This is a genomic window from Mucilaginibacter inviolabilis (assembly GCF_011089895.1).
Classification (GTDB): Bacteria; Bacteroidota; Bacteroidia; order Sphingobacteriales; family Sphingobacteriaceae; genus Mucilaginibacter; species Mucilaginibacter inviolabilis.
This window is the reverse complement of record NZ_JAANAT010000001.1, coordinates 994,223-1,016,166: the sequence shown is the minus strand read 5'-3', so window position 1 is coordinate 1,016,166 and position 21,944 is coordinate 994,223. Positions and strand designations below refer to the sequence as shown.

The window sequence follows — 21,944 nt, the reverse complement described above, 5'->3', positions numbered from 1 at the left end:
GCTATAATACTGATTGATATGCTTTTAATGTTTGTGATGCCGCCTGTTTCCAGGTGTATTGTTTTAATATGCGGTGCCTTAAGTTTTCATTATAAGGGGTTGTGCTGGCCTTTTCAACAGCAGCCAGTATACTTTCGGGCGATGATGGGTCGCAATAAAAAGCGTCGTCGGCAAAATACTCGCGTACATCACCTTTATCACTGGTAACGATATTACAACCCATCAGTGCGGCTTCAATCGAGCTTAGTCCGGTAGTTTCAAACCAGCTTGGCAGGATATGTACTTTGGCCCGGCGATAATATTTTACCAGTTCCTGCTGGGGGATATGATCGATAAAACCTACGTTTTCGGCGGCTATTTCACGGCATTCCTGATAATACGCCAGTTGATTGGGGGCATGTGTGCCGATGAGCAATAAGCGGTAGGGGGTGTTGTTTAATGCCCGTATCAGGTTTAACTGATTTTTAATACCCTCAATTCGAGCGGCGCATATCACCAGCTTCTCATCCTTTTTAATCTCCGGGTCGTACTGGAACATATTCTGGTCGGCACCGTTGGGTACCACCAAGTGTTTTACCTTGCGTTCGTAGGATTCGATCACCCGGTTATATTCCGACTCTGAATTGGGCAGTATCATGGCCGCCCGGCTCAATATGTTCTTGATGCTCTTACGCTGACCAAGCCAGGTATAAGATAAACTCGCCAGACTATCGCGCCCCAGCAGGTAACGCGCTATGGATTTAAGATACTCGATTGTATCAGTCGACAGGTAGCGCAGTAGCCTGCCCATGCCTTTGCGGTGGTATTTATCATACTCGCCATAGTTGCACAAAATGGTTGATACCACGTAAGGCTTACCGGCCTTTTGGCTATGGTACAAAATATCGGCCGGGCGGGTAAGATTAAAGAAATGTAGGAGGTCGTAATGATTGTAATGGATACTTTCATTAGCCAGCCTGATATCGGCCGTAATGCCCATTTCTGTTAAGTGACGCGCCGTTTGTACTGCCTGGATAGTATCGCCGCCGGGTACGGTATATATAGTAGACCTGGTTATAAATGCTACTTTGATCATTGTGCCAGCCTCCCTGAATTTAATTTATGCAACCACATAATGAATTTTTCGGGCAAAAAGCTGATGGTATATAACAGGTAATTGTCCAACCGTAAAGGCGATACGCTAATGGCCTTGGCTACATGAACCCTTGCCTTTTGCGGATGATAATTGTTAACCAATAACTTTTTGGCACACAAGGCATAATAGGCACCGTGCTTAACCCGGCGCAGTTGCTGTTTTTGGCCCATGGCGGTTAGCTGGGCGCCTTCATCAGCGGTAACAACCCTGCTTTTGAGGGTGCTGTATTTTATTTTGAGAAATTTTCGCGGCCGCCATTTTTCGTCGATGGTGATGGATTCCGGGTTTAGCCTGTGCTTGATCAGCGCCTGCGGGAAGTTGCAGGCCTTCTGATCTTTCAGGATACTTACCCATAAAAAATGATCCTCATACGTATAAGCATATTCATTATAACCGCCTGCTTTTACAATCACCTCTTTTTTATAGAACACGGTAGGGTGCATAAACGGGCAAACCCAGGATGCCAGCTCCTGAATATCTTCACTACTGGTTGCCGGTGGGGTGGAGGTAAAAAGATAAGTCCCCTCCATATCCATATAGTCGGCAGCGGAGCCTATAATGCTGTAATCGGGATTGTTGACCATAAAATCATACTGTAATTGTAAGCGCTCCGGATGGCACACATCATCGGCATCAAACCGGGCTATATAAGGGGCACGGGCGTATTTTAACCCGGTATTCAGGGCTAGTGATACACCTTTGTTATCCTGGTGTATCATCACTATGCGGGGATCGGTAAAGGAGTTGATCACATCAGCGGTATCATCTGTAGAGCCATCATTAACAATCAGCAATTCAAAATCGATAAATGATTGTTCCAGTACCGACCGGATAGCATCGGCTATGTATTTACCTGCATTATAGGCAGGCATTAAAACCGTTATTTGAGGTGTGTCAAAATTCATGGGAGAATTGGGTTAACGGTTTGATTTTCCTTGATATTGAGCAACAACAACAGCTCAAAAAACACCAGCACTGATAATTGCTCAAACCAGTAATCTGTTAACAAAACAGCCAGCATCAAAAACAATATGGGTAAGCCGTAAGTGAGCTTTTTATAATGTTTCGCAAAAAAACCTATATAACAGATTAAAAATAAGGCAAGACCCAGCAGGCCATATTCTGCCAATAATTGGTCATAAACAGAGTATGTGCTATTGCTGATGGAGTGAAAACTTGTTTGTTTACTATAGAAATAGAGGTACAGATCCAGGTGGTTAACCAAAAAATCGTGATTAATATAATCGTAAGCAGCAGGATACCCACCGGCAAAACCAGCTCCCACGGCCCGGTAAGCCAGCTTAGACGAGAAGTTGCCTATACCCGTTCCTGTAAAAATCTTACCTAAATGAGTGCGAAAAAAAGAAACAGTCTGCAAAAAACCCATAGCTTTTCCTGGCATAGAATAAGTATACTCTCCGCTTCCAGACATCGGCAAAGCCGTTTTGTGCGATTTTATAAAACCAATCAGCTGAAATAGTTCAACCGGTGTTTCTTTTTTGTATTGGTAATACTCATCATTAAGATTGGGCTGGGTAATGGCTATACGTCCGCCATCGGCCAGGAAAACATTTTTTACATAGTCCGGTCGTCTGCTTGCTCGTATCGAATCCAGAATTTTACCTACGCTGTCAAGATATAAGGTGGCTATCTTTTGTTTGCGTTCTTCGAGCGTGAGGGTATTGTTGGGCCGATCGGTGATACGCCAGTTGGCCATCGGGTTCACAGGTGCAGTAACTATAGGCAAAGGCTTATCTTTCTTAAATAAATGAATGAGCGTTTGGGTAGCATACTCATTATTCTGCGGCGATATTTTTGCCATAAAAACAACCAGAAAAACCAGACAGATAACTACAAGGCTTTTTTGATACCGGTCTGTTTTAAAAATAAACAGCAATAGTAATATGGGTAGTAAAGCCAGGTTTACAAAATTGCTTGCCGTAAGCAGTAAAACAGCCATGCAAACCAGCAGCATCGCGGCGTTTTTCCTGGTGAGAAAATAAATTACGCCAAAAGCGCTTAATACGGAGTTAGTAATGGAAGTATCAAATGCTATCCCCCTGATGTAATCGCCGGTATTGATAAAGTATTTTTGATATTGCCCCTGGTAAGTATAGGGGTTGATTGCATGGGTTTTTAGGATGATAACAGCAAGCGTTAATACCGATATCAGGCTATTGATAACAAAGAAAATTGTTATGGTTTGATGTACTACTTCGGCCGGATTATTATCAACAGCCAGTTTAACCTGGTGTATAGCCAATATGCACAACAACCAAAAACCAATACCGGTAATTAACAGGATGTTATAATGACCATTGACATAGCCCTTATAAATGATCCAATCGACTAAAACGATGACTATAATCAGCGGATAAAAAAGCGGCAAACGGGAATTTTTAAACCGGAACCCGAATTTAAAATTGAACTGCCACAAGCTCATCAATATAATAACCGGGATTTTTATGGCCAGCTTTACATTTAAAAACAAAAGCAAAAAGATGAGGAGTTTCCAATCCACCTTATCTTTTATTTTATCCCTATAAAAAGCCACTGCTCTGGTCAACATTCTCCGGTTTCTTTATAATCATTACGACCTGAAAATGGGATTGGTTGCCTGGGTGGATTTTAAAAAAAGAATTGGGTGATTAGTATTAAGTAGTGAGTATCAAGTATCAAGACTTTTTGTAGGAATGCGCCAGTTCATACGCGAAAATATGCATAGTCATGAATAATAAAAATGGTGATGCAGGAGGCACCTTCGGAGCCAAAACACTTAATATAATACGAACTATAAACAGGATGCTCCTACGGAGCTTGAATAAACATAGCTCCATAGGAGCACCCTGTTTATAGTAAAATGGAGAAATATTATGGCTCCAAAGGAGCCTCCTATTTTCATCTTTGCTTATTTAGATATGTTTACTCTTGCTACGGAGCACCCTGACCTATTTACCCAATATTTTACGGAAATTTTTATACTCTGCAATTTTGATCTGGCGGATAATTGCTAAAGCCATAAAGTAAAAAAACACCGAGACTAGTAAAGCCAGCCAGAAGTTTTGGAATAGAAATTTAGCCAATATGCCACTGATAAGTGCGCAGGCGGTGCATTTTAATAAAACAAGCAGACTGCCATTCAATTCGCTGAGTTTATTTTTTGAGCTGAATAAAACAGCCTGTACAACGCATGATGCCAGGAAAGCAATCGCCGCACCTTCATTTTTAAAAAAGGGTATCAGCACAAGATCGCCTATAACATTTACACCAAAGGTAACCAGGAAAACCTGCAGGATCATTTTTAAACGGTTTTGTACAAAATATATCGTCCAGAAAAAGTTCATGAGGTATATGAACGGCAGGCATAACGACAGGATAAAAATAGTACTGTTGTTTACAGCGCCATATTTCCCCCCGGTAATCTGATCAATAAGCGGATTCCAGCACATGTTTAACAGCAAAGCCGTAAAAGTGGCGATAATCATCTCCACCCTAATTAACAGTTTCAGGTTATCGCCAGTATAGCTTTCATCTTTAAACAATTGGGTAAACCTGGGTATCAATAAGGGCGCTATAGCCAGCAGGGGCAGGGTAGATATCTCAAATACTTTGTAGGCGAAACTATATTCGGCCAGTTTTATAGCCGATACCATAAAGCCAATGAACAGCCAATCGAACCTGGCCAGCGCCGAAGTGATCAGAACAACACCCACCTGCGGCAAGGATTGTTTGACCAACAAACCGTATTCTGCTTTATTCCACCGGGGTGCGATGAATATGCCAATATATCTTTTGAACAGGTAAACGCTGAATAAAAACTCCAATGTATCACCAGCTATAAATATCCATAAAATATGGTTAATACTTAGCAAATGTGTTACTGCCAATACCACCAAAGCGCTGCCCCTTACTATATTTGATACCACCAGCATATAAGCTTGCAGCTTAAATCGCTCCATCCCTCCGGATACCTGTTTCAGTGGAGTGGAAAAGAAGATCATGAGCTTGCCTGCACCTACAAATAAAATAAGCCGGTAAAGTAAGGTATCACCTGTAAAAAATAGTTTACCCAATAACAGGATCCCATAAAATAAGATCCCGGTAAAAACTACATGGAATATATAGATGGATAGTACACCACGGGCATCATCGCCATGGGCTACTTTTTTAACTACCGTTTGATCGATACCAAAAGAAAGTATATTGAACGCGGTAAATACTACGGTAAGCGCCAGGTTGATGAGGCCGAAATTATCTTTTGATAGATTTACTGAGAGCACATAAAACATCAATACCCCAAACAATTGGTTAATGACCAATTGTAGTGTATTGGCCGAAAGATTTTGGATCAGCCTTTTTTTCATGTGCGGTGCCCTGCTTTATTCGGTATGGGCATTGGCTTTAAATTCGTATGCCATAACAGGTGCTTCATAAAAGTTTTTCTTTTGAATGGGATTCCGTTTGGCTTTATGCAGGTAATAATATTTTAACCAGGTGTTTTTAAAGGCCATCCGGGCAATGTTCCAGCCTTCTTTGCCATCTAAAAAACCTAATAAAAATACATAAGCTTTTACAAAATGAAACAAAGGGGCAAGGTATAATTTTACCAGGCTGGCTTTTTTGCCGCTTTGCAGATATTTTAAAGCACTCAGTTGGGCGTAATGAACAATCTTGGTTTCGTGTTCCTGTACGTTTTTAACCGAATAGTGGTGCAAATGACCGCTCAACTTTTGAATACGCATGTTTTGCGGCATAACCAAGGTTTCATGCACTGGTGGTTCGGACCATTTAACCCTGGTACGGTTAAATAACCGGATATGATGATCGCGGCCCCAGTTGCCAAAGTTGATGGGTTTGTTGCCGTAATAAGCTTTAAAAGGTATATCATAAACGGTGTCGCAATCGTCTAGCTTCAATTGATTGATAGATGTAAGCAGGGCCGAATCAGGAATTTCGTCGGCATCAATACTCAATATCCAGTTATACCGCGCAAGTGCGATACCTTTGTTTTTATTGGCTCCATAGCCGTCCCAGCTTTTCTGATAAACCCGGCAACCGTTCTCTACCGAAATATCAACGGTATGATCGGTACTATCGTTATCAATCACAACAATATCGTCGGTTAGCTGCCTGAGCATCTTCATGCTGCGGCCTATCATTTCGGCTTCGTTTTTGGTGATGATCACAACTGAAACTGGTACCATGTGCAGATAATTAAAAATGAGCAAGCTTTCACAACGCAATAAACCTAACCTGTATACACCTGCAGGCTCTAGCATAGGCGTCTATTAATATATCGTTGCTTTGTGGCAAAGGGTTGCCCGAAGAATCAGGAATTGTCTTTTTATTTTAATATTTTATGATCTTGACCCTGTTAATCAAAGAAATAGTTTGCAGGAGCTTAATTTTGGATACATTTGTAGAGTGATTAGTCAGTTTATATATGGATAAGTCAGCCTCAATTCTTTCAACAGCTCTAAAGTTGTTTGTACAATATGGTTTTCATGGTACGCCTACCAGTAAAATAGCCAGTGAAGCCGGTGTGTCAAATGGTACGCTGTTTCATTATTTTAACACCAAGGACGAGCTGGTAGTGGCCCTTTACAACCAAACAAAAGAGGAGCTGAACACCTACCTGTTTGAAAAGATTAACCAGGGCGAAACTTTTAAGGATAAGTTCAGGAATATGTTTGTGTACTCATTAAAATGGGGAGTTACACGTCCGGAAGAGTTCTTTTTTCTCCAACAATTCCATTTTTCGCCGCATCTGGCTTTGGTTCCTGCCGAGGATATAGCCAAACATTCCCGGCAGCACACGCAACTTTTGGAGGGTGCTGTACAGGCCGGAATATTTAAAAATCTACCAACCGAGCTGATCGCCACGCTTGCCTGGAGCCAGATCAACGGGATGTACGAGTTCCTGGTGAAGTGCGATCTATGCGCCGACAAAAAGGAACAAATCATTAACGAAGCATTTGATCTCACCTGGTCTATGTTAATCAACCCCGCATAATATGAAAGCAAAATTAAGAGTGATTATAACCGGGGCCACCGGAATGGTGGGCGAGGGGGTGATGCATGAATGTTTACAGCATCCCAATGTGGAAGCCGTGCTGCTGATCAACCGAAAAAGCATGGGAGTTACACATCCCAAGCTTAAGGAGGTCATACACCGTGATTTTTTTGGTTTTTCGGCTATTGAAAATGAATTATCGGGTTATAATGCCTGCTATTTTTGTTTAGGGGTATCATCCGTAGGGATAAAAGCCGACGAATATTTCAGATTAACCTACACGCTAACCATGCACGTAGGCGAAATCTTGAGCAAACTCAACCCAGGTATGACCTTTTGTTATATTTCCGGAGCCGGAACCGACAGCAAGGAAAAGGGTAAAGGTTGGGCGGCTGTTAAAGGAAAAACCGAGAACGACTTGATGAAGCTTCCTTTCAAGCAAGTATTTGCCTTTCGCCCTGGCTTTATCAAACCGATAAAAGGCTTGTCGAACACACATAATTTTTATAAATACATCAACTGGCTGTTCCCTATTGGCAGGGCCTTGTATCCTGCTGGCTTTGTTACGTTGCAGGAGTTAGCCCATGCCATGATTAATATTACCGAAAATGGTTACGATAAGCAGGTTATAGAAGGAAAAGACATTATTTTGCTGGCTAAAAACCGGTAAAATTTTTATTCTTTATATATAAAATATGTCATTGCTTCGTCGTTCCTCGATGACATAAATGCGTAGGGCCTGTCAGTCTGAGCTCCGTCGAAGACTCGCGCGCAGAGGCCTGCCCACCATGCTTCGACGGAGCTCAGCATGACAGCTTTTAATCCTCTTTTACTTAGGCCTGAACGGATTAATATTCCAGCTTACGCCAACCGCCACACCTGTCGACCGGAGGTCAACCCGGCCAACACCGATACCTGTAACCGGGAGTTTCATATAAGGCTGTATAATAGTACTGAACTTGGAGTTGATCCTGCGTTCGTACGTAGCGTTTAAATTCAATACACCCAACCAATGCTGGTTACGCCCATCAACCTGAACATCATAGGATGGTTTCGAGCCATCGGCAAACGAAAAATGATAATTCTCGCGCAGCATAATGTAGGATGACAAACCGCTGCCTATAGCAAACTTGTTTCTGCCCTTGGCATAGAATTGATAATTCAGATTCAAGGGTATATCCAACACTTTACAATTAGCTGTTACATAATCCGGAAGATCATTACTTGGTCGCCCTTGCCAGGCTATGGAGTTATATTGACTGCCGGTGGCCTGATAAGGCTTAACCGCATATGATGCACCGGTTGATATGCTCAATTTTTTAGACAAGTGGATGCCTAACTGCACCCCAAAGTTTGTACCCACCTGGTTCCGGTTAAACGAATTAACGGCGTTCAGATCAGGTGCAGCCATTATGGCCAGCGTAAAGCGTGGCCCGGTTCTCAGTATCGGTTTAAGAGAGGGTTTATCTTTTTTAACCTGTTGCACCGGCGCTGTTTTACTACCAGCAGTATCTGCTTGGCTGGGATTAGTTGTATTGGCAGCCAGGTCATTTTGTTTTTGCGTGTTTGTAGCGGCTACCTTTGTAGGATCTACCACATTGTTGGTATTATCTACCGGAGGAACAACCGCCTTGTTTTTATCGGCACTATCCTTTATGGTTTTATTATTCGGTACATTCGGATTTATCGGATTTTGATTCACCGGTATATTATTTTGCTGATTACGCTTACCCGGAGTTACACCCAAGGCTGATCCCGCTTCGTTCTTGCCGCTGTTTACATTATTCTTAACCAGGTTTTCATTATCCGGGTTAGTATGCTTAACAGAGTCTTTTACAGACTGGTTATTTTGGCCATTATCTTTTTGGACAGGTAACTGTGTACCTGTTTTTATTTTTGGTTTAACTGCCAATTCATTCTTTTCTTTATCGTTCCTGTTAAAGAAGAACAAGCCTACAGCCAGCAGTAAAATAGCTGCTATTGCTGCCGAGTAATAAATTATCCTCCTGATGACCGCCTTTTTGCTGGGTTTATTATCCAGCAGGCGCTCCATAGAAGCCCAATCCTCCTCACGAAAAGCAAAATGATCTTCAGAGCCGGATAACCCGTCTTTGAACAGCTGATCTAATTTATTTTCGTTTTTCCCTTTCATCGCAATATTAATTCAATCAAGTGTGATAGTCCAACGCTCATCGCACCTATGGCAATAATTTTATGCCGTATATCTTCAGAACCACTGTCCGGCAAACGGCCGGAGTTAAGTACCATTGTTTTTAGTTTTTCCCGCGCTTTAAATAGGTTTGATTTTGATGTACCTGTGCTGATGCCTAACTGGGCTGCTATTTCTTCGTGCGAGAAACCTTCAATAGCAAACAAGTTAAATACGGTACGGTAAGCATTTGGCAGCTGCTGTATCATGCCCAGCAGATCATCATAATTTAGTTTCTGGTCGGGTAGTTCATCATGACCTATATCTTCGGCAGCATCCAGATCATCATTGAGCGATAGTTTCAGGTTGCTCCTGTAATAATCAACCGAAGTATTCATCATAATACGGCCAACCCAGGCAATGAACGGGCGCCCCGTATCATATTTGTGCAAATTAGTGAATACTTTTAAAAAACCCTGATTCATGATCTCCGCAGCTTCATAACGGTTACCGGCATATCGCAAACATATGCTCATAGCAAAGCCGTAAAATGCCTTATAAAGCATTTTCTGATCCTTTCGGCTTTGCTGCAAGCAGCCCGCAATAAGTTGTTGTAGTTCCGCTTCTCCCATATAAGGGGTTCAAATGGGGTTAAATTGTACTATTATTTATCATTTTTATAGTTATCACGTAGCCCGATATGAAAAGGTTGCCTGCACAATTCATTTTTTTTCAAAAAAAACACATCATCAATAAAAATCGCTAAACCCAAGGAAAGATTTTGGCAATAAAGATACTAAAAGCCAGTATAGTTAGCCTGCAATTACGCCAAAAATGGACCACATGATTAAAATGAATACCCGCTCAATAAAAATCATAACAGCGCCGTGATCCCTCAAATTTACGGTAGGCATCCGAGCGGGATGGGAGCGTAGTTTCATACCCGATACTTCCCTCTGATGATCCGCTGGTGTTGCTGTAATTTAGCCCACCGAAAGGAGCATCATGACTTACACCTAAACGCAGCTTTTCGCCGCCGTCGTGGTGGATGAATATGTCGAATATCAGCGAGAGTACTACGGCGCTTGGCCCTGCCGATCCGCCGGTGCGATACCACAGGCCCGCGTTAATACTTTTCCGCTTAAACTGCATGCCGGCATTGATAGATTGTGCACTGGCTTGTTTGTATAAGATAACGGAAGGAATCAGGAATGATTTTTCGTCTTCATCCAGGTTGGCATAGGGGTTCAGGTCAAGCCGGTAACTGGCATGCGCCGTGCCCCTCATGGGTAATTTGGCCGGAATACCGGTAAATGACTCATTTGGCCGGTTAATATGTTGTAAAGCGCCCCCGATATTAAAATCACCCACCACCAGGTTGATACCCGCACCGGCATCAAAATAGTATCGGTTGTCAAAAAGCGGTGGTTCTGCTGCGGTAGGAGCGCCGGGTATATAGCCAAATTGCGGGTCGATCTGATCGCTGAATATCAGCTTACTATAATTGACAGAACGATTGGTAATACCCGCCTGTAAACCAAACGATAATACAAAATCATCTGAACCTACGCTATAAGAATAAATACCTGCTATATTATTTTTAACAAGGCCGGCAGCGCCTTCGCTGCCACGGGTAAACAATAAGCCTACGCCACCACCAAACCGGGGAATATTATAGTCGATCGAGGCGGTAAGGTAATTAAAACCACCCGGTACCGATGTATACTGGTTACGGTAAATGAGGTTCATACGCAGGTCGCCGGGGAACTGACCGTTCAATGCCGGGTTAAGATAAACCGGCGAATTAAAAAACTGCGAATACATATGATCCTGGGCAAAGGTTACCAGGCCTGTTAGCAGCGCTGCGAAAAATAGAATAGCTTTTTTTAAGGGATTGCGCATCTGCTATCGTATTAAATTTATAGTACCCGTGCGTTTGGGCAGGGAGTTATTATAGCTCATGCCTTTCCATTCTGTGCCGTTTATAAATGTTGCCGAAGCCTGCCATATATAAACACCCTGCTGTACAGGCGCCCCTCTGAATGTTCCATCCCAGCCATCACCGTCTACCGGCGTACCTTTCGGATCGGTTAGTTTATCGGTTTCCCACATCAGCTGCCCGTAGTTATTAAATACCTGCAGGTGCCATTTTTTGATGCCGGAACCTTTGGCTATAAATTTTTGAAGCTCCGTTGAACCGCTGGTTGGCATAAAGGCATTTGGCAAGTAAAGCTGACCAGGAATACCCGTAATGTGAACTTTGTGCACAATAACACTATCGCAGTCGCCCCGGTAGGTTGTTAATGTTACCGAATAGGTACCCGTATCGGCGTAGGTATGTGTAGGGTTTCGATTGCTGGAGGTTTGCCCGTCGCCAAAATACCAAAGCCATCTCTCGGGGCCATTGGTGGTCTGATCAACAAATGAAAACCTGTAATTGGGTATACTGATGGTGGTATCTGGTTTCACTCCAAAGGCGGTAAAGGGTGGCGGATTTACGGTGATATAACTATTTTTAACAGCAGTGGTAGTACATCCGGTTACCGGGTTGGTCACCATCAGCGTAACGGTAAACGGTGTATTACTAAACCGGTACAAATGCGGAGCTGGATTTTGCTCAAATGCGTGCGCACTGCCATCGCCAAAATCCCAATCGTACTGGTATGAACTTGCGTTTGAATTACCATCCGGTGCTTGCGTTCCGTTAGTAAAATTGACTAACAGCGTTTTACAACCTGTGGTAACATTGGCAGAGAAAGCGGGTAATGGCAGCGGATTTACGGTTACAGTTACCTTATCCGACTCGATAGACGAACAGCTATTGGTAGCTGTTATAGAAACATGAAAAACACCTGCCTGGCTAAAAGTATAAGGAAGCGTGCTGCCTAAACCACCTGCAGTTATGTGGGTAACATTACCAGCGGGGTCATATATATTATAAGTAAACGTATCGCCACCGGTTGAGGCGTTTACAAAACTGGTAGCGAAAGGAACGCAGCCTGTATTGTTATTATCAGTCACAAAGGTTTTTGCCACAAAATCAGGCGGCGATACCGAAATGGGCCATTCTATACTTTTTGTGGTGTTACCACAAATGTCTTCGGCTACCATATATAACTTGTACAATTTGGCTAACGATGAAGTGACAGTAAAAACTGCCGGGGTTTTATCTGTATGCGTTATTGCAGGCAGGACATCCTGCTGCGTGGCTGGGTCATATAAGTGATAAGTGTAGTTTTTATTATTACCCGGTGAGGCATTTTGAACGGTCACCGTAAATGGCGAACAACCACTTAGCGGACTTGGAAGAATAAGCGCAACCGGTGCTGCCGGGTGCACCGTGATCTGTACGGGTGTAGCATTTATGTTATTGCCACAGGAGTTGAGTAACTGCAAATTTACTGTATAAATTTTATCCTTGCCATCAGTACCTGGTGTAAATTGATGTGAAGGGCTAACTTCGGTTGAGGTATTGCCATCGCCAAAATCCCAGGTAAAGCTCCCGCTGAGCGGTACTGATGTATTGGTAAACTGAACGGTTAAAGCTCCGCAGCCTTCGGCTACACTGGCCGTAAAGCCAGCTGTAAGATGTGCCGGTAAAACATGAACAGTTAAGGTAAAAGGATCGCCGTTACAGTTGCCACCAATAGCCTGTACTATGTAAGTCACTATAGCAAAATTTGATGGGTCGCTATTGGTGAGCACATCATTGATAACTGTACCGCTTCCGCTTGCATAACCGGTAACCGATGGCGATGTTTTAGTGGGATCAATTGTCCAGTTATAATTACCGCTGGGTGTAGAGAGTATATGATAATTAAGTGCTGTTCCTGAACATTGATTATTAATAACTGGAGCACTGGTAATAACCGTTTGTGGTTGAATAGTAATGGTAACCGTGCTAACCACCTTATCGCAAGGCGGCGTTAATGAGGTGGTACCTGTTAATGAAAAAGTAACTTTGCCCGCTGCTCTATCAGCAGCAGATGGGGTATAGGTAGTAACCAATGCATTAGGGTTACTAAAAGTGCCTGTACCACCCGTCCATTGTTGCCCGGTTACAGAACCGCTGGGAATGGTTCCTGTAAGGTTGATATCTGATCCGGCGCAAACCGTAAAAGGATTACCGGCACTGATAGTTGGGGATACCTGGAAAGTAAGATGCTGTGTAGCGGTAGCCGGCGCACCGCATCCGTTTTTTACCGCCACACTAACCGTATAAGTTGCGGCGTCATGAAACACTATCTGCGGATACTGGGAATTGGCAGTTGTGCCACCTGCAAAATCAAACGCTCCACCACTTACTGTCCAGGTGTACGAATCTGGTTTAAGTTCGCCTATACCGCCTAAAACCGTATGGGTAATACCCGCATCAGTATTAAAATTAAGCGTTTGGTTAATACCGCACACAGATGCATCTGCCGATAATTGGGCCGTTGGCGCGGCATCAACCGTAATGCTTTGTTCGGTACCCAAAACCGGACCGCAGCTTTTGGTATTAATAATAAGGTTAACACGATAAACACCTGCCGTACCAAAAACCATGTGCGGTTGCTGACTATTAGCGGTAGTATTATCTGCATAAGTAACCGCTGCCGGACCTGCGGTTATCCACTGGTAATTATTGGTGTTATCGCAATTGGCATCAATTACCGATGTATTGTCGGGTATTAAAGTTAATGGCCCGCAACCGGCTTTCACCGGGAAATTAAATATCGGTTTTGGCGGGTTTTGAATACAGATAGTCCTGATAACATCCGCGGCTCCGCAAATACCTGCCGTATTTTGCAAAACCAGTTTTACAGTGTGCACACCTGTTGTGGTAAAAGTGTAAACAAAAGGTTGGGTAGCCCCATAATTTTGAACTTGTAATATATCATCAACATACCACGAATATTTTGCATCGGTATTAATACAACTGGCCGAGGTGGTAGTGGTGCTGGCCGACTGCCCGGGATACGAGGTATTGGCAAATGTTACAGGTACATTTACGCAACCTGCATCAACATTTGAAAATTTATTTACAGGTGGTGCAAGCACCTGTGCATACTTGGTTGCCGGGGTACCAATATCGCCGCAGTAAACACTGGTAAGCTGCAGATCGACCCCAAAAACATTCTTGATATTATTAAAAATACTACCGCACGATGATGCGTTGTAAGTATGCACAAGTTTACCGCCTTGTGCTATGATCTCACAAAGTGTAAAGGTACTGCTGGCGCCATCGCCCCAGGTTACTTTATAGGTATGTCCCGGGTAATTATTCTGCAATCCGGTTTGGGGTGAGGTGATATCGGCATTAAAGGTGAGCTCGCCGCTGCCGTTTGAAAGACATACAGAGGTGATACCCGTTGCGCCAAGTCCGCTATTGGCTACGTTGTTCATCAGCAAATAGGATTTTGTACCCACAATACCGCCATTTACCGCTTTAACCGTTACCGTATAGTTTGCCGCCTGGGCATCAAAAGCGGCACTGGGCGAAACGGTAACCGTGCCACCTTCGGCTGTTTGTGCCAGATCATTAAAAAAGGAAGCGGTAACTGATGCTCCGGAGGTGGACTGATTTAAAAAAGTATATCTGGTGGTGGTATTCGGTGTGCCATTACATGTACCGAATACTTCCGGATATTGCGGATTAATGATCTGGGAACTTACCGCAGCAACTACTCCTGCCGAGTTATTAATGCTAAATGCTGATGATGCAGCGCTGGTGATAGCCGGCGCGGTGGAGACTACTTGTAATTTATATCCCGTTCCGGATGGTGTTCCGGCAGGGATAATACCATTCACAAACGTGGCATAAAAACCGCTGATGGTGCCTATTAGTTGTTGAGCACCAAAATTGCCGTTAGCATCTGACAGATAAAGATTAAATACATTATTGGCAGCAAAACAGCCAGAAGTATTGCTCAACTTTATAGGTATGGTAATGGTTGAACCCGGACCATAAGGTCCCGCATCAACATTACCAACGTTAATAGATTGAGCTGCAGCTGATGACACAAGTAGACAGAGAAGTGCTAAAAAAAATGATTTTTTAGTATACTTTATGTTCATTAAAAATTGGTTTCACAATGATCAAATGCTTCTTAACTCACCGTCCTATAAGGTGAATTTGGGGGTAAAACAATTATCAACCAATTGCAGCAATCATAATGCAGGTTACTATGATTGCCGAATTCGCACTCTTATACGGAATATTTTGCCTGTTAGTTACAAAAAAAGATAAGAATATGATGGGAAATTAATCTGTTAGAAAATTTTATAAATCGCTAAAAATAAAATTGTTAACCAAAAAACAAGTAGGCCACCAATATAGCTGCAATGATACCGGCAAAATCGGCTATGAGGCCTGCGGGGATGGCATACCGCGATCTTTTAATACCTACAGAACCAAAGTACAGCGCTACTATATAGAAAGTGGTGTCTGCCGAACCGTTGAATATGCAGCCTAACCGCCCCGCAAAGCTATCCACGCCAAAAGTTTGCATAGTATTGATCATCATGGCTTTGGAACCCGATCCGCTCAGGGGTTTCATATAAGCCACGGGCATGGCATCTACAAAACGTGTGTTTAAGTTAAATTGCGTACATATCCAGCGCAAACCGTCGTTCATATAATCCAGCGCGCCACAGCTTCTAAAAACGCTGATGCCTACCAGCATGGCTACCAGGTAAGGTATTATTTTTACCGAAGTTTCAAATCCACTTTTGGCGCCCTCAATAAAAGCATCAAACACATTGACCTTTTTAATCAGACCGCCCAGAATAAACATTACTGGTATAGTAAACAGCAAAAAATTGCTGCCGATGTTGGATACCGCACTAATTTGCCCTTTAGTTAAGTAATGCGTAAAGCACCAAACCAACAAGGTTATAAAAACGGTTAAACCACCAAGCCAGGCAATAATTACCCTATCAAGCAGGTTTATTTTCTGTTTAACAGCCACTACAAGCAAACCAACCACAGTGGCTACATAAGTGGCAATAATACAAGGGATAAATACATCGGTAGGGTTGGCCGCATTTAATATGGCCCGCTGGGCTATAATGGTAACCGGTAATAATTGCAAACCTGAGGTGTGCAGCACCAGGAACATGATCTGGGCATTAGAGGCCGACTCTTTATCCGGGTTTAACTCCTGCAGGCTGCCCATAGCTTTTAAACCTAGTGGGGTGGCGGCATTATCAAGTCCTAGTAAATTGGCCGAAAAGTTCATGAGCATTTGACCGGTAGCGGGATGGTCGCGCGGCACTTCAGGAAAAAGTCGGCTGAAGAATGGCCCTACAATGCGCGAAAGAAAATTAATAGCACCTGCTTTTTCACCAATATTGAGTATGCCCAGCCAAAAAGCCATTGCACCAACCAGAGGCAAAGCGATGTCCATTACCGATGATTTGGACGAGCTGAATATACCATCAACCAATAACTTAAATGCTTCTGCATCACCAAAAAACACCAGTTTGATAAAGGCAACCACAAAGGCTATCAAAAAAAAGGCTATCCAGATATAATTAAGGACCATCAGCTATGTTTAAGGCTTTGAAGTTAATGGTTTTGTTATTTAATATGAAATAACAATCTTTAAATACTATTTGATTAAAACAAAATGAACCACGTTGTAGAAGAATTAAACACTATCCTGAATGAGTTTCAGGATATAAAATCGCAGGCAATTGATTGGGAAACCAGGCCAGCATCCGGCAAGTGGTCAAAGAAAGAAATTCTGGGTCATTTGATCGATAGCGCGCAGATTAACCTGCAACGGTTTATACGCTGCACTTACGAAGAAAACTTCAGGCTCACCTATGAGCAGGATGCCTGGGTAACAGCACAAGCTTACCAGAGTGCTGATATTAAAGACCTGACAGATCTGTGGACTTTATTGAACAAACAGATCATTAGCGTACTAAAAAACTATCCGTTAGACAGGGTAGACGTCCGCTGCGATAACAGCAAGCTGGAACCCAACCTGCAAACGGTAACCTGGCTGGCTAATGATTATGTGGAGCATTTAAAGCATCACCTAAAACAGATCACGTCATAACAGAACATTTATAAATTAGGGCAAATTTTTCGTATCTTTATAGGTAATAAAGCAGCCCGGTTTTTCTGATTAAAAAGGAAAACCGGGCTGCTTTGTTAAGGAGGAAAACAGGGCAAAAATCGACTGTTTTTGATTTAGTTATTTGACACTCAATAAATTAATACTTTTTAAAGTTTTAAAAACCGCTTAAAATCGCGTTAAATTTGTTAAAAAGTGTTAAAATCGATGTTTTTTGAGTGGTTTTCGACCAGTTTTCATCCGTTTTTGAGCAGAAAAGTGTTAAAATTAAAGGTTTAAAAAGTTTTTGACCGTAAATAAACTAAGCAGTAATTACGCGAAATGTTAAAACCGCACCTAAATCAAATGGTATCATGACAGGATATTCAGGAACACCACTGGCAAAAAAACTGGGCATCAAACCAGGATTCAGAATTAAACTGATCAATGCCCCCGATTATTACATGGGCTTGTTTACCGACCTGCCCCCAGAGCTATATTTTGATGATACACCGGTTCTGCAAAAAGATTTTATACACTTTTTTACTTTGAATAAAGATGAGTTACTGATCAGGTTACCGTTGCTGAAGGGACAGATAAAACCGGATGGTATGATATGGGTTTCATGGCCCAAAAAAGCATCAAAAGTAATAACCGATGTAACCGAAGACCTGGTGAGAGGTACCGCTCTTAAAAGCGGGCTGGTTGATATTAAAATTTGCTCGGTGGATGAAACATGGTCGGGTTTAAAATTAGTAATACCCGTAAAAGACAGGCAAACATCAACTTAAGATCATTTTTATAAAAAACCATATAAAGCATCTCCGGAGTACTTTATTAAGCGGGCGTAAATACCTAACTTAGCCTTACAATATATTCAATATGCCTAATAAAATAGAACTTAAACGTGTACATGGTGATTTTGGGTTTGAAGCGGTTGATGCCTACGGCCATACCGTAAAAATGGATAGCAGCCCTGAGACCGGTGGTGATAATTTTGGTGTTCGCCCAATGCAGATACTTTTGATGGGCCTTGCAGGTTGTTCGGCCATTGATGTGATCAGCATCCTGAAAAAACAACGCCAGGAAGTAAAGGATTATAAAATGGTGGTTAACGGCGAACGTGAGGCAGGCAAAGAGCCCTCATTATGGGAGGATATTGAAATTGAATTTCATTTATACGGTGATATTGACGAGGATAAGGCCGCCCGCGCCGTTGAACTGTCGTTAACTAAATATTGCTCTGTAGCCGCCACCTTAGGTAAGGCAGGCGCCGAGATTAAGTCAAAAGTTTTTGTACATTCTGCTTAGTTGATAGTTCATAGTTGATGGTTCATGGACTCAGGATGCAGCTGCTATGAACTATGAACCATCAACTATAAACTTATCAATTATGAACCCTGTACCTTTACCAACCATACATCTTTTTCCGGTACTGGATCAACTGCTTATTGAATTACTTAAATCTTTATCACCCGATGATTGGAGCAGGCCTACTGTAGCCAAACTTTGGACGGTAAAAGATATTGCTGCTCATCTTTTGCATGGCAACGTGCGTACTATCTCCTCGCGACAATCATTCACTGGAGATACACCGCCAATGATCAATAGTTACCAGGATCTGGTTAATTTTCTGAATGAGCAGAATGCGATCTGGGTAAAGGCTATGAAACAGGTAAGTCCCGATCTGCTCATACAGCTACTTGAAACAACAGGGACACAATTTACAGATGAATTAGCCTTGTTAGACACATTTGGCGTTGCTAAATACGCAGTGGCCTGGGCAGGAGAGGAGCAATCTGCCAATTGGTTCCATATAGCCAGGGAGTACACCGAAAAATGGCACCATCAACAACAAATACGCGATGCAGTAAACAAACCGGGCATTATGCACCGTGAACTCTTTTATCCGTGCATAGCCACTTTTATGTATGCTTTACCACATACTTATCGCAATGTGCAGGCACCAGATAACACTTTAATTGAAATAGCCATAGAAAGTGAAGCCGGCGGCAACTGGTATCTTCAAAAAGGTAGGGATAAGTGGGGCTTTGTCACTAAAAATAACAAAGTTGCTGATAGCAAAGTAATCATCAAGCCAGATATTGCCTGGAAACTTTTCACTAAGGCCATTACACCTGAAATTGGAATACAAAATTCCATACTAGCGGGTAATAGACAATTAGGAGAGAAAATATTTGATACGATTGCTGTGATGGCCTAACCATATATATTACATATAATAATATATATTATATATATTGGTTTTAGATTTTAAATAATAGTTAAAAATCCCCATACGAACGAAATTTCATCCAAATTTCATCTTCAACATTTTCACCCTGTTATGAACAATACCTTTATAATTAACTATTGTATAGATTAATATATACAAAAATAAGTTTTTTAATACAGACTGTACTGTTTTTAACTCATTAACTATTTGGTACAAAAATTCAGGAAATCGTAATTGTTACCCGTTAAAACACGGGTTTCTTTCGTATCCTTTATCATTGCTTAAAACAGGTTCTATCAGCCATTTATACTTAAATTTTAACACTTAGTTTTAAAACTATAGCTAAATTTTATCCTGAACATATGTTGTAGAAAAAACCTGCTGGCATTAATGTTGCCTAAGGGGGATATGGTTTATTGAACAGTAAACCGCTAATTAAACACAACGATATGAAATCAAATTTAAAAAAAACCACGCTGCTTTTAACAGCACTTATGGTAGGTGGTAAATTATTTGCCCAGTCACCTGACACAACAGCATCAAGCTATGATTACGTAAAGCCTTTTTCAGGCGGCAATAATTTCCGTACATGGTCTGTGGGTGTTCACGGAGGCATGTTAACCCCTTACACTATTTTTGGTACTAACGGAAGACAGGATTTTAAAAATCCAACCGAACAACTTGGGTATGGTGCCTATATCAAATACCAGTTTTTACCTTCATTAGGTTTACAAGCAGATTTCTTGCGCGGTAAAGTAAAAGGTAACAACAGCCAACCAGATGCAACAGGAAAACCTGCTTACAGTTCATTCACTACCAACATTAACTGGTCAGCTGGATTGAGCGCCAACATTACCCTGGCTAACATCAACTGGCGTCATGACAAACCATTTATCCAACCTTATTTAACCGTTGGTGCCGGTACTATGAATTATACACCAAAGATCACTACTCCTGGTGGCCAGGAAACCAACTTCAGGACCGATGGTAAGGCGTCTATTAACGAAATCTACATCCCATTGGGTCTTGGTTTGAAATTTGATATTGCCCCAGGTGTAAATCTTGACTTAGGTTACCAGGTTAACTTTGTACAATCTGACAATTTTGACGGTTACAATTATGGATCAACTAATGACAGATTTTCTTATGCACACATAGGTTTAGAATTTGCTTTGGGTAGCCGTAAAAAACCTCAAATGGCAACACACAACCCTGTATCATCAATGCGTAAGGAGTACTTATGGGAAAATCAACAAACCAAAACTGCATTACAACAAGAAATTGATGCAGAAAAAGCTAAAAACGACCAGTTAAGAAATGATTTGAACACTACTAATGCTAACCTTGCCAAATTAACAACTGATAGTGATGGCGATGGAGTACTGGATATTAATGATAAATGTCCAAACACACCTTCTGGTACTAAAGTAGATGGTTCTGGTTGTCCATTAGCTAAACCGGTTATTGTTGTAACTGAAGAAGACAGAAAAGTGGTTAAGGATGCGATCAAAAATCTGGAATTTGATTTAGGTAAATCAACCATCCGTGAGCACTCATTACCAAGCTTAGACAGAGTTGCCAACTTACTGATCGAGAAAAACTTCAGCTTAAAATTAGCAGGCCATACTGATAACACAGGTTCTAAAGATCTAAACATGAGATTATCAAAAGACCGTGCAGAATCAATCAAATCTTACTTAGTAAGCAAAGGTGCTAATGCATCACGTATTGAGGCTACAGGTTATGGTCAATCACAACCAATTGCATCTAACAAAACAGCTGCTGGCCGTCAGGCAAACCGCAGAGTTGAATTCACACTATATTAATAGTTGGATTTCAGTTTAGACACAATTTCTAAAACAACAAAGCCGCTCAAATGAGCGGCTTTGTTGTTTTATGATATATTCTGATCAACCTTTTTTATCCAAAGCTTATCGTCAAAACTTTTATTCTCCTTCAAAAAAATCAATCAGGCCTCCAAAATAACTATTGTTCCAGCCATCAACCATATCATCAAAATCACTATCAGGAATGTTGGTATGCCTTAATTCAACAGACGATCCTTTTTTATCAGGATGTAGCTTAATGGTTACGATGGAATTATCAGATTCTCCTTCAAAATACCATTGCTGCACAATTTTTTTGTTTAGTTCAAACTCCAGGTTTTTTCCGGTAATACTACCATCCCACATGGAAAATTCAGAGCCTGGCTCGGTTGACATTTCGGCTGCTTCACCCGTCCATAATTCTATGGTGATAGGATTGGTTAGGGCCATATAAATCTCTTCGGGGGTGGCCGGTATGCTGTAATATTTTTTAAAATCTTTCACCTGCGCAATTTAGCAGAATTATTTTTAGCTTTTAAA

Annotated in this window: 18 protein-coding genes; 7 read left to right on the top strand and 11 right to left on the bottom strand. The window is 41.9% G+C overall.

Features of this window, described 5'->3' with window-relative positions; translation table 11 throughout:
• Window position 1: 1 nt before the first annotated feature.
• From G7092_RS03995 to G7092_RS03975, 5 genes are all read right to left on the bottom strand, one after another.
• Window positions 2-1,075 (bottom strand): glycosyltransferase family 4 protein, encoded by a 1,074-nt coding sequence (locus G7092_RS03995; RefSeq protein WP_166086421.1) that lies wholly within the window; start codon window positions 1,073-1,075, stop codon window positions 2-4.
• Window positions 1,072-2,040: a glycosyltransferase family 2 protein gene (locus tag G7092_RS03990; RefSeq protein WP_166086419.1), complete on the bottom strand. Its 969-nt coding sequence runs from the start codon at window positions 2,038-2,040 to the stop codon at window positions 1,072-1,074. The genes G7092_RS03995 and G7092_RS03990 overlap by 4 nt, the downstream gene beginning before the upstream one ends.
• On the bottom strand, window positions 2,037-3,704 hold the full coding sequence (locus tag G7092_RS03985; RefSeq protein WP_166086416.1) for a hypothetical protein: 1,668 nt from the start codon (window positions 3,702-3,704) through the stop codon (window positions 2,037-2,039). The genes G7092_RS03990 and G7092_RS03985 overlap by 4 nt, the downstream gene beginning before the upstream one ends.
• A gap of 379 nt (window positions 3,705-4,083) precedes the next feature.
• Window positions 4,084-5,499: an oligosaccharide flippase family protein gene (locus tag G7092_RS03980; protein WP_166086414.1), complete on the bottom strand. Its 1,416-nt coding sequence runs from the start codon at window positions 5,497-5,499 to the stop codon at window positions 4,084-4,086.
• Between the two features lie 15 nt (window positions 5,500-5,514).
• A complete protein-coding gene (locus G7092_RS03975; RefSeq protein WP_166086412.1) occupies window positions 5,515-6,339 on the bottom strand; it encodes a glycosyltransferase family 2 protein in 825 nt (274 codons plus the stop codon).
• Window positions 6,340-6,578: 239 nt separating this feature from the next.
• Between G7092_RS03975 and G7092_RS03970 the strand changes: the two genes are divergently transcribed.
• Both G7092_RS03970 and G7092_RS03965 read left to right on the top strand, forming a co-directional pair.
• Window positions 6,579-7,148 carry a TetR/AcrR family transcriptional regulator gene (locus tag G7092_RS03970; protein ID WP_166086410.1) on the top strand — a complete coding sequence of 190 codons (570 nt, stop codon included), beginning with the start codon at window positions 6,579-6,581 and terminating at the stop codon, window positions 7,146-7,148.
• 1 nt (window position 7,149) lies between these two features.
• The gene (locus G7092_RS03965; protein ID WP_166086408.1) at window positions 7,150-7,818 is read left to right on the top strand and encodes an NAD-dependent epimerase/dehydratase family protein; all 669 of its coding nucleotides are present in this window, start codon (window positions 7,150-7,152) and stop codon (window positions 7,816-7,818) included.
• Window positions 7,819-7,977: 159 nt separating this feature from the next.
• Here G7092_RS03965 and G7092_RS03960 read toward each other — a convergent pair whose 3' ends face one another.
• From G7092_RS03960 to G7092_RS03940, 5 genes are all read right to left on the bottom strand, one after another.
• Window positions 7,978-9,300 carry a hypothetical protein gene (locus tag G7092_RS03960; protein WP_166086407.1) on the bottom strand — a complete coding sequence of 441 codons (1,323 nt, stop codon included), beginning with the start codon at window positions 9,298-9,300 and terminating at the stop codon, window positions 7,978-7,980.
• On the bottom strand, window positions 9,297-9,929 hold the full coding sequence (locus tag G7092_RS03955) for an RNA polymerase sigma factor (protein ID WP_166086405.1): 633 nt from the start codon (window positions 9,927-9,929) through the stop codon (window positions 9,297-9,299). The genes G7092_RS03960 and G7092_RS03955 overlap by 4 nt, the downstream gene beginning before the upstream one ends.
• 232 nt (window positions 9,930-10,161) lie before the next feature.
• A complete protein-coding gene (locus tag G7092_RS03950; RefSeq protein ID WP_166086403.1) occupies window positions 10,162-11,199 on the bottom strand; it encodes a PorP/SprF family type IX secretion system membrane protein in 1,038 nt (345 codons plus the stop codon).
• 3 nt (window positions 11,200-11,202) lie between these two features.
• A complete protein-coding gene (locus G7092_RS30875) occupies window positions 11,203-15,300 on the bottom strand; it encodes a PKD domain-containing protein (RefSeq protein WP_166086401.1) in 4,098 nt (1,365 codons plus the stop codon).
• A gap of 284 nt (window positions 15,301-15,584) precedes the next feature.
• Window positions 15,585-16,823: a nucleoside recognition domain-containing protein gene (locus G7092_RS03940; protein WP_166086399.1), complete on the bottom strand. Its 1,239-nt coding sequence runs from the start codon at window positions 16,821-16,823 to the stop codon at window positions 15,585-15,587.
• Window positions 16,824-16,907: 84 nt separating this feature from the next.
• Here G7092_RS03940 and G7092_RS03935 point away from each other — a divergent pair, with 84 nt between their 5' ends.
• The 5 genes from G7092_RS03935 (at window position 16,908) to G7092_RS03915 (ending at window position 21,404) form a co-directional block, all read left to right on the top strand.
• Window positions 16,908-17,345, top strand: coding sequence for a DinB family protein (locus tag G7092_RS03935; RefSeq protein WP_166086397.1), 438 nt, complete (start codon window positions 16,908-16,910; stop codon window positions 17,343-17,345).
• Window positions 17,346-17,716: 371 nt separating this feature from the next.
• Window positions 17,717-18,133, top strand: coding sequence for a DUF3052 family protein (locus tag G7092_RS03930; protein ID WP_166086395.1), 417 nt, complete (start codon window positions 17,717-17,719; stop codon window positions 18,131-18,133).
• Between the two features lie 91 nt (window positions 18,134-18,224).
• A complete protein-coding gene (locus tag G7092_RS03925; protein ID WP_166086393.1) occupies window positions 18,225-18,653 on the top strand; it encodes an OsmC family protein in 429 nt (142 codons plus the stop codon).
• An 82-nt stretch (window positions 18,654-18,735) separates the two neighbouring features.
• The gene (locus G7092_RS03920; protein ID WP_235953771.1) at window positions 18,736-19,566 is read left to right on the top strand and encodes a maleylpyruvate isomerase N-terminal domain-containing protein; all 831 of its coding nucleotides are present in this window, start codon (window positions 18,736-18,738) and stop codon (window positions 19,564-19,566) included.
• Between the two features lie 461 nt (window positions 19,567-20,027).
• On the top strand, window positions 20,028-21,404 hold the full coding sequence (locus G7092_RS03915; protein WP_166086389.1) for a DUF6089 family protein: 1,377 nt from the start codon (window positions 20,028-20,030) through the stop codon (window positions 21,402-21,404).
• Window positions 21,405-21,524: 120 nt separating this feature from the next.
• Here the strand turns inward: G7092_RS03915 and G7092_RS03910 are convergent, their stop codons facing one another.
• Window positions 21,525-21,908, bottom strand: a complete 384-nt coding sequence (locus tag G7092_RS03910; RefSeq protein WP_166086386.1) for an SRPBCC domain-containing protein — start codon at window positions 21,906-21,908, stop codon at window positions 21,525-21,527.
• Window positions 21,909-21,944: the final 36 nt, after the last annotated feature.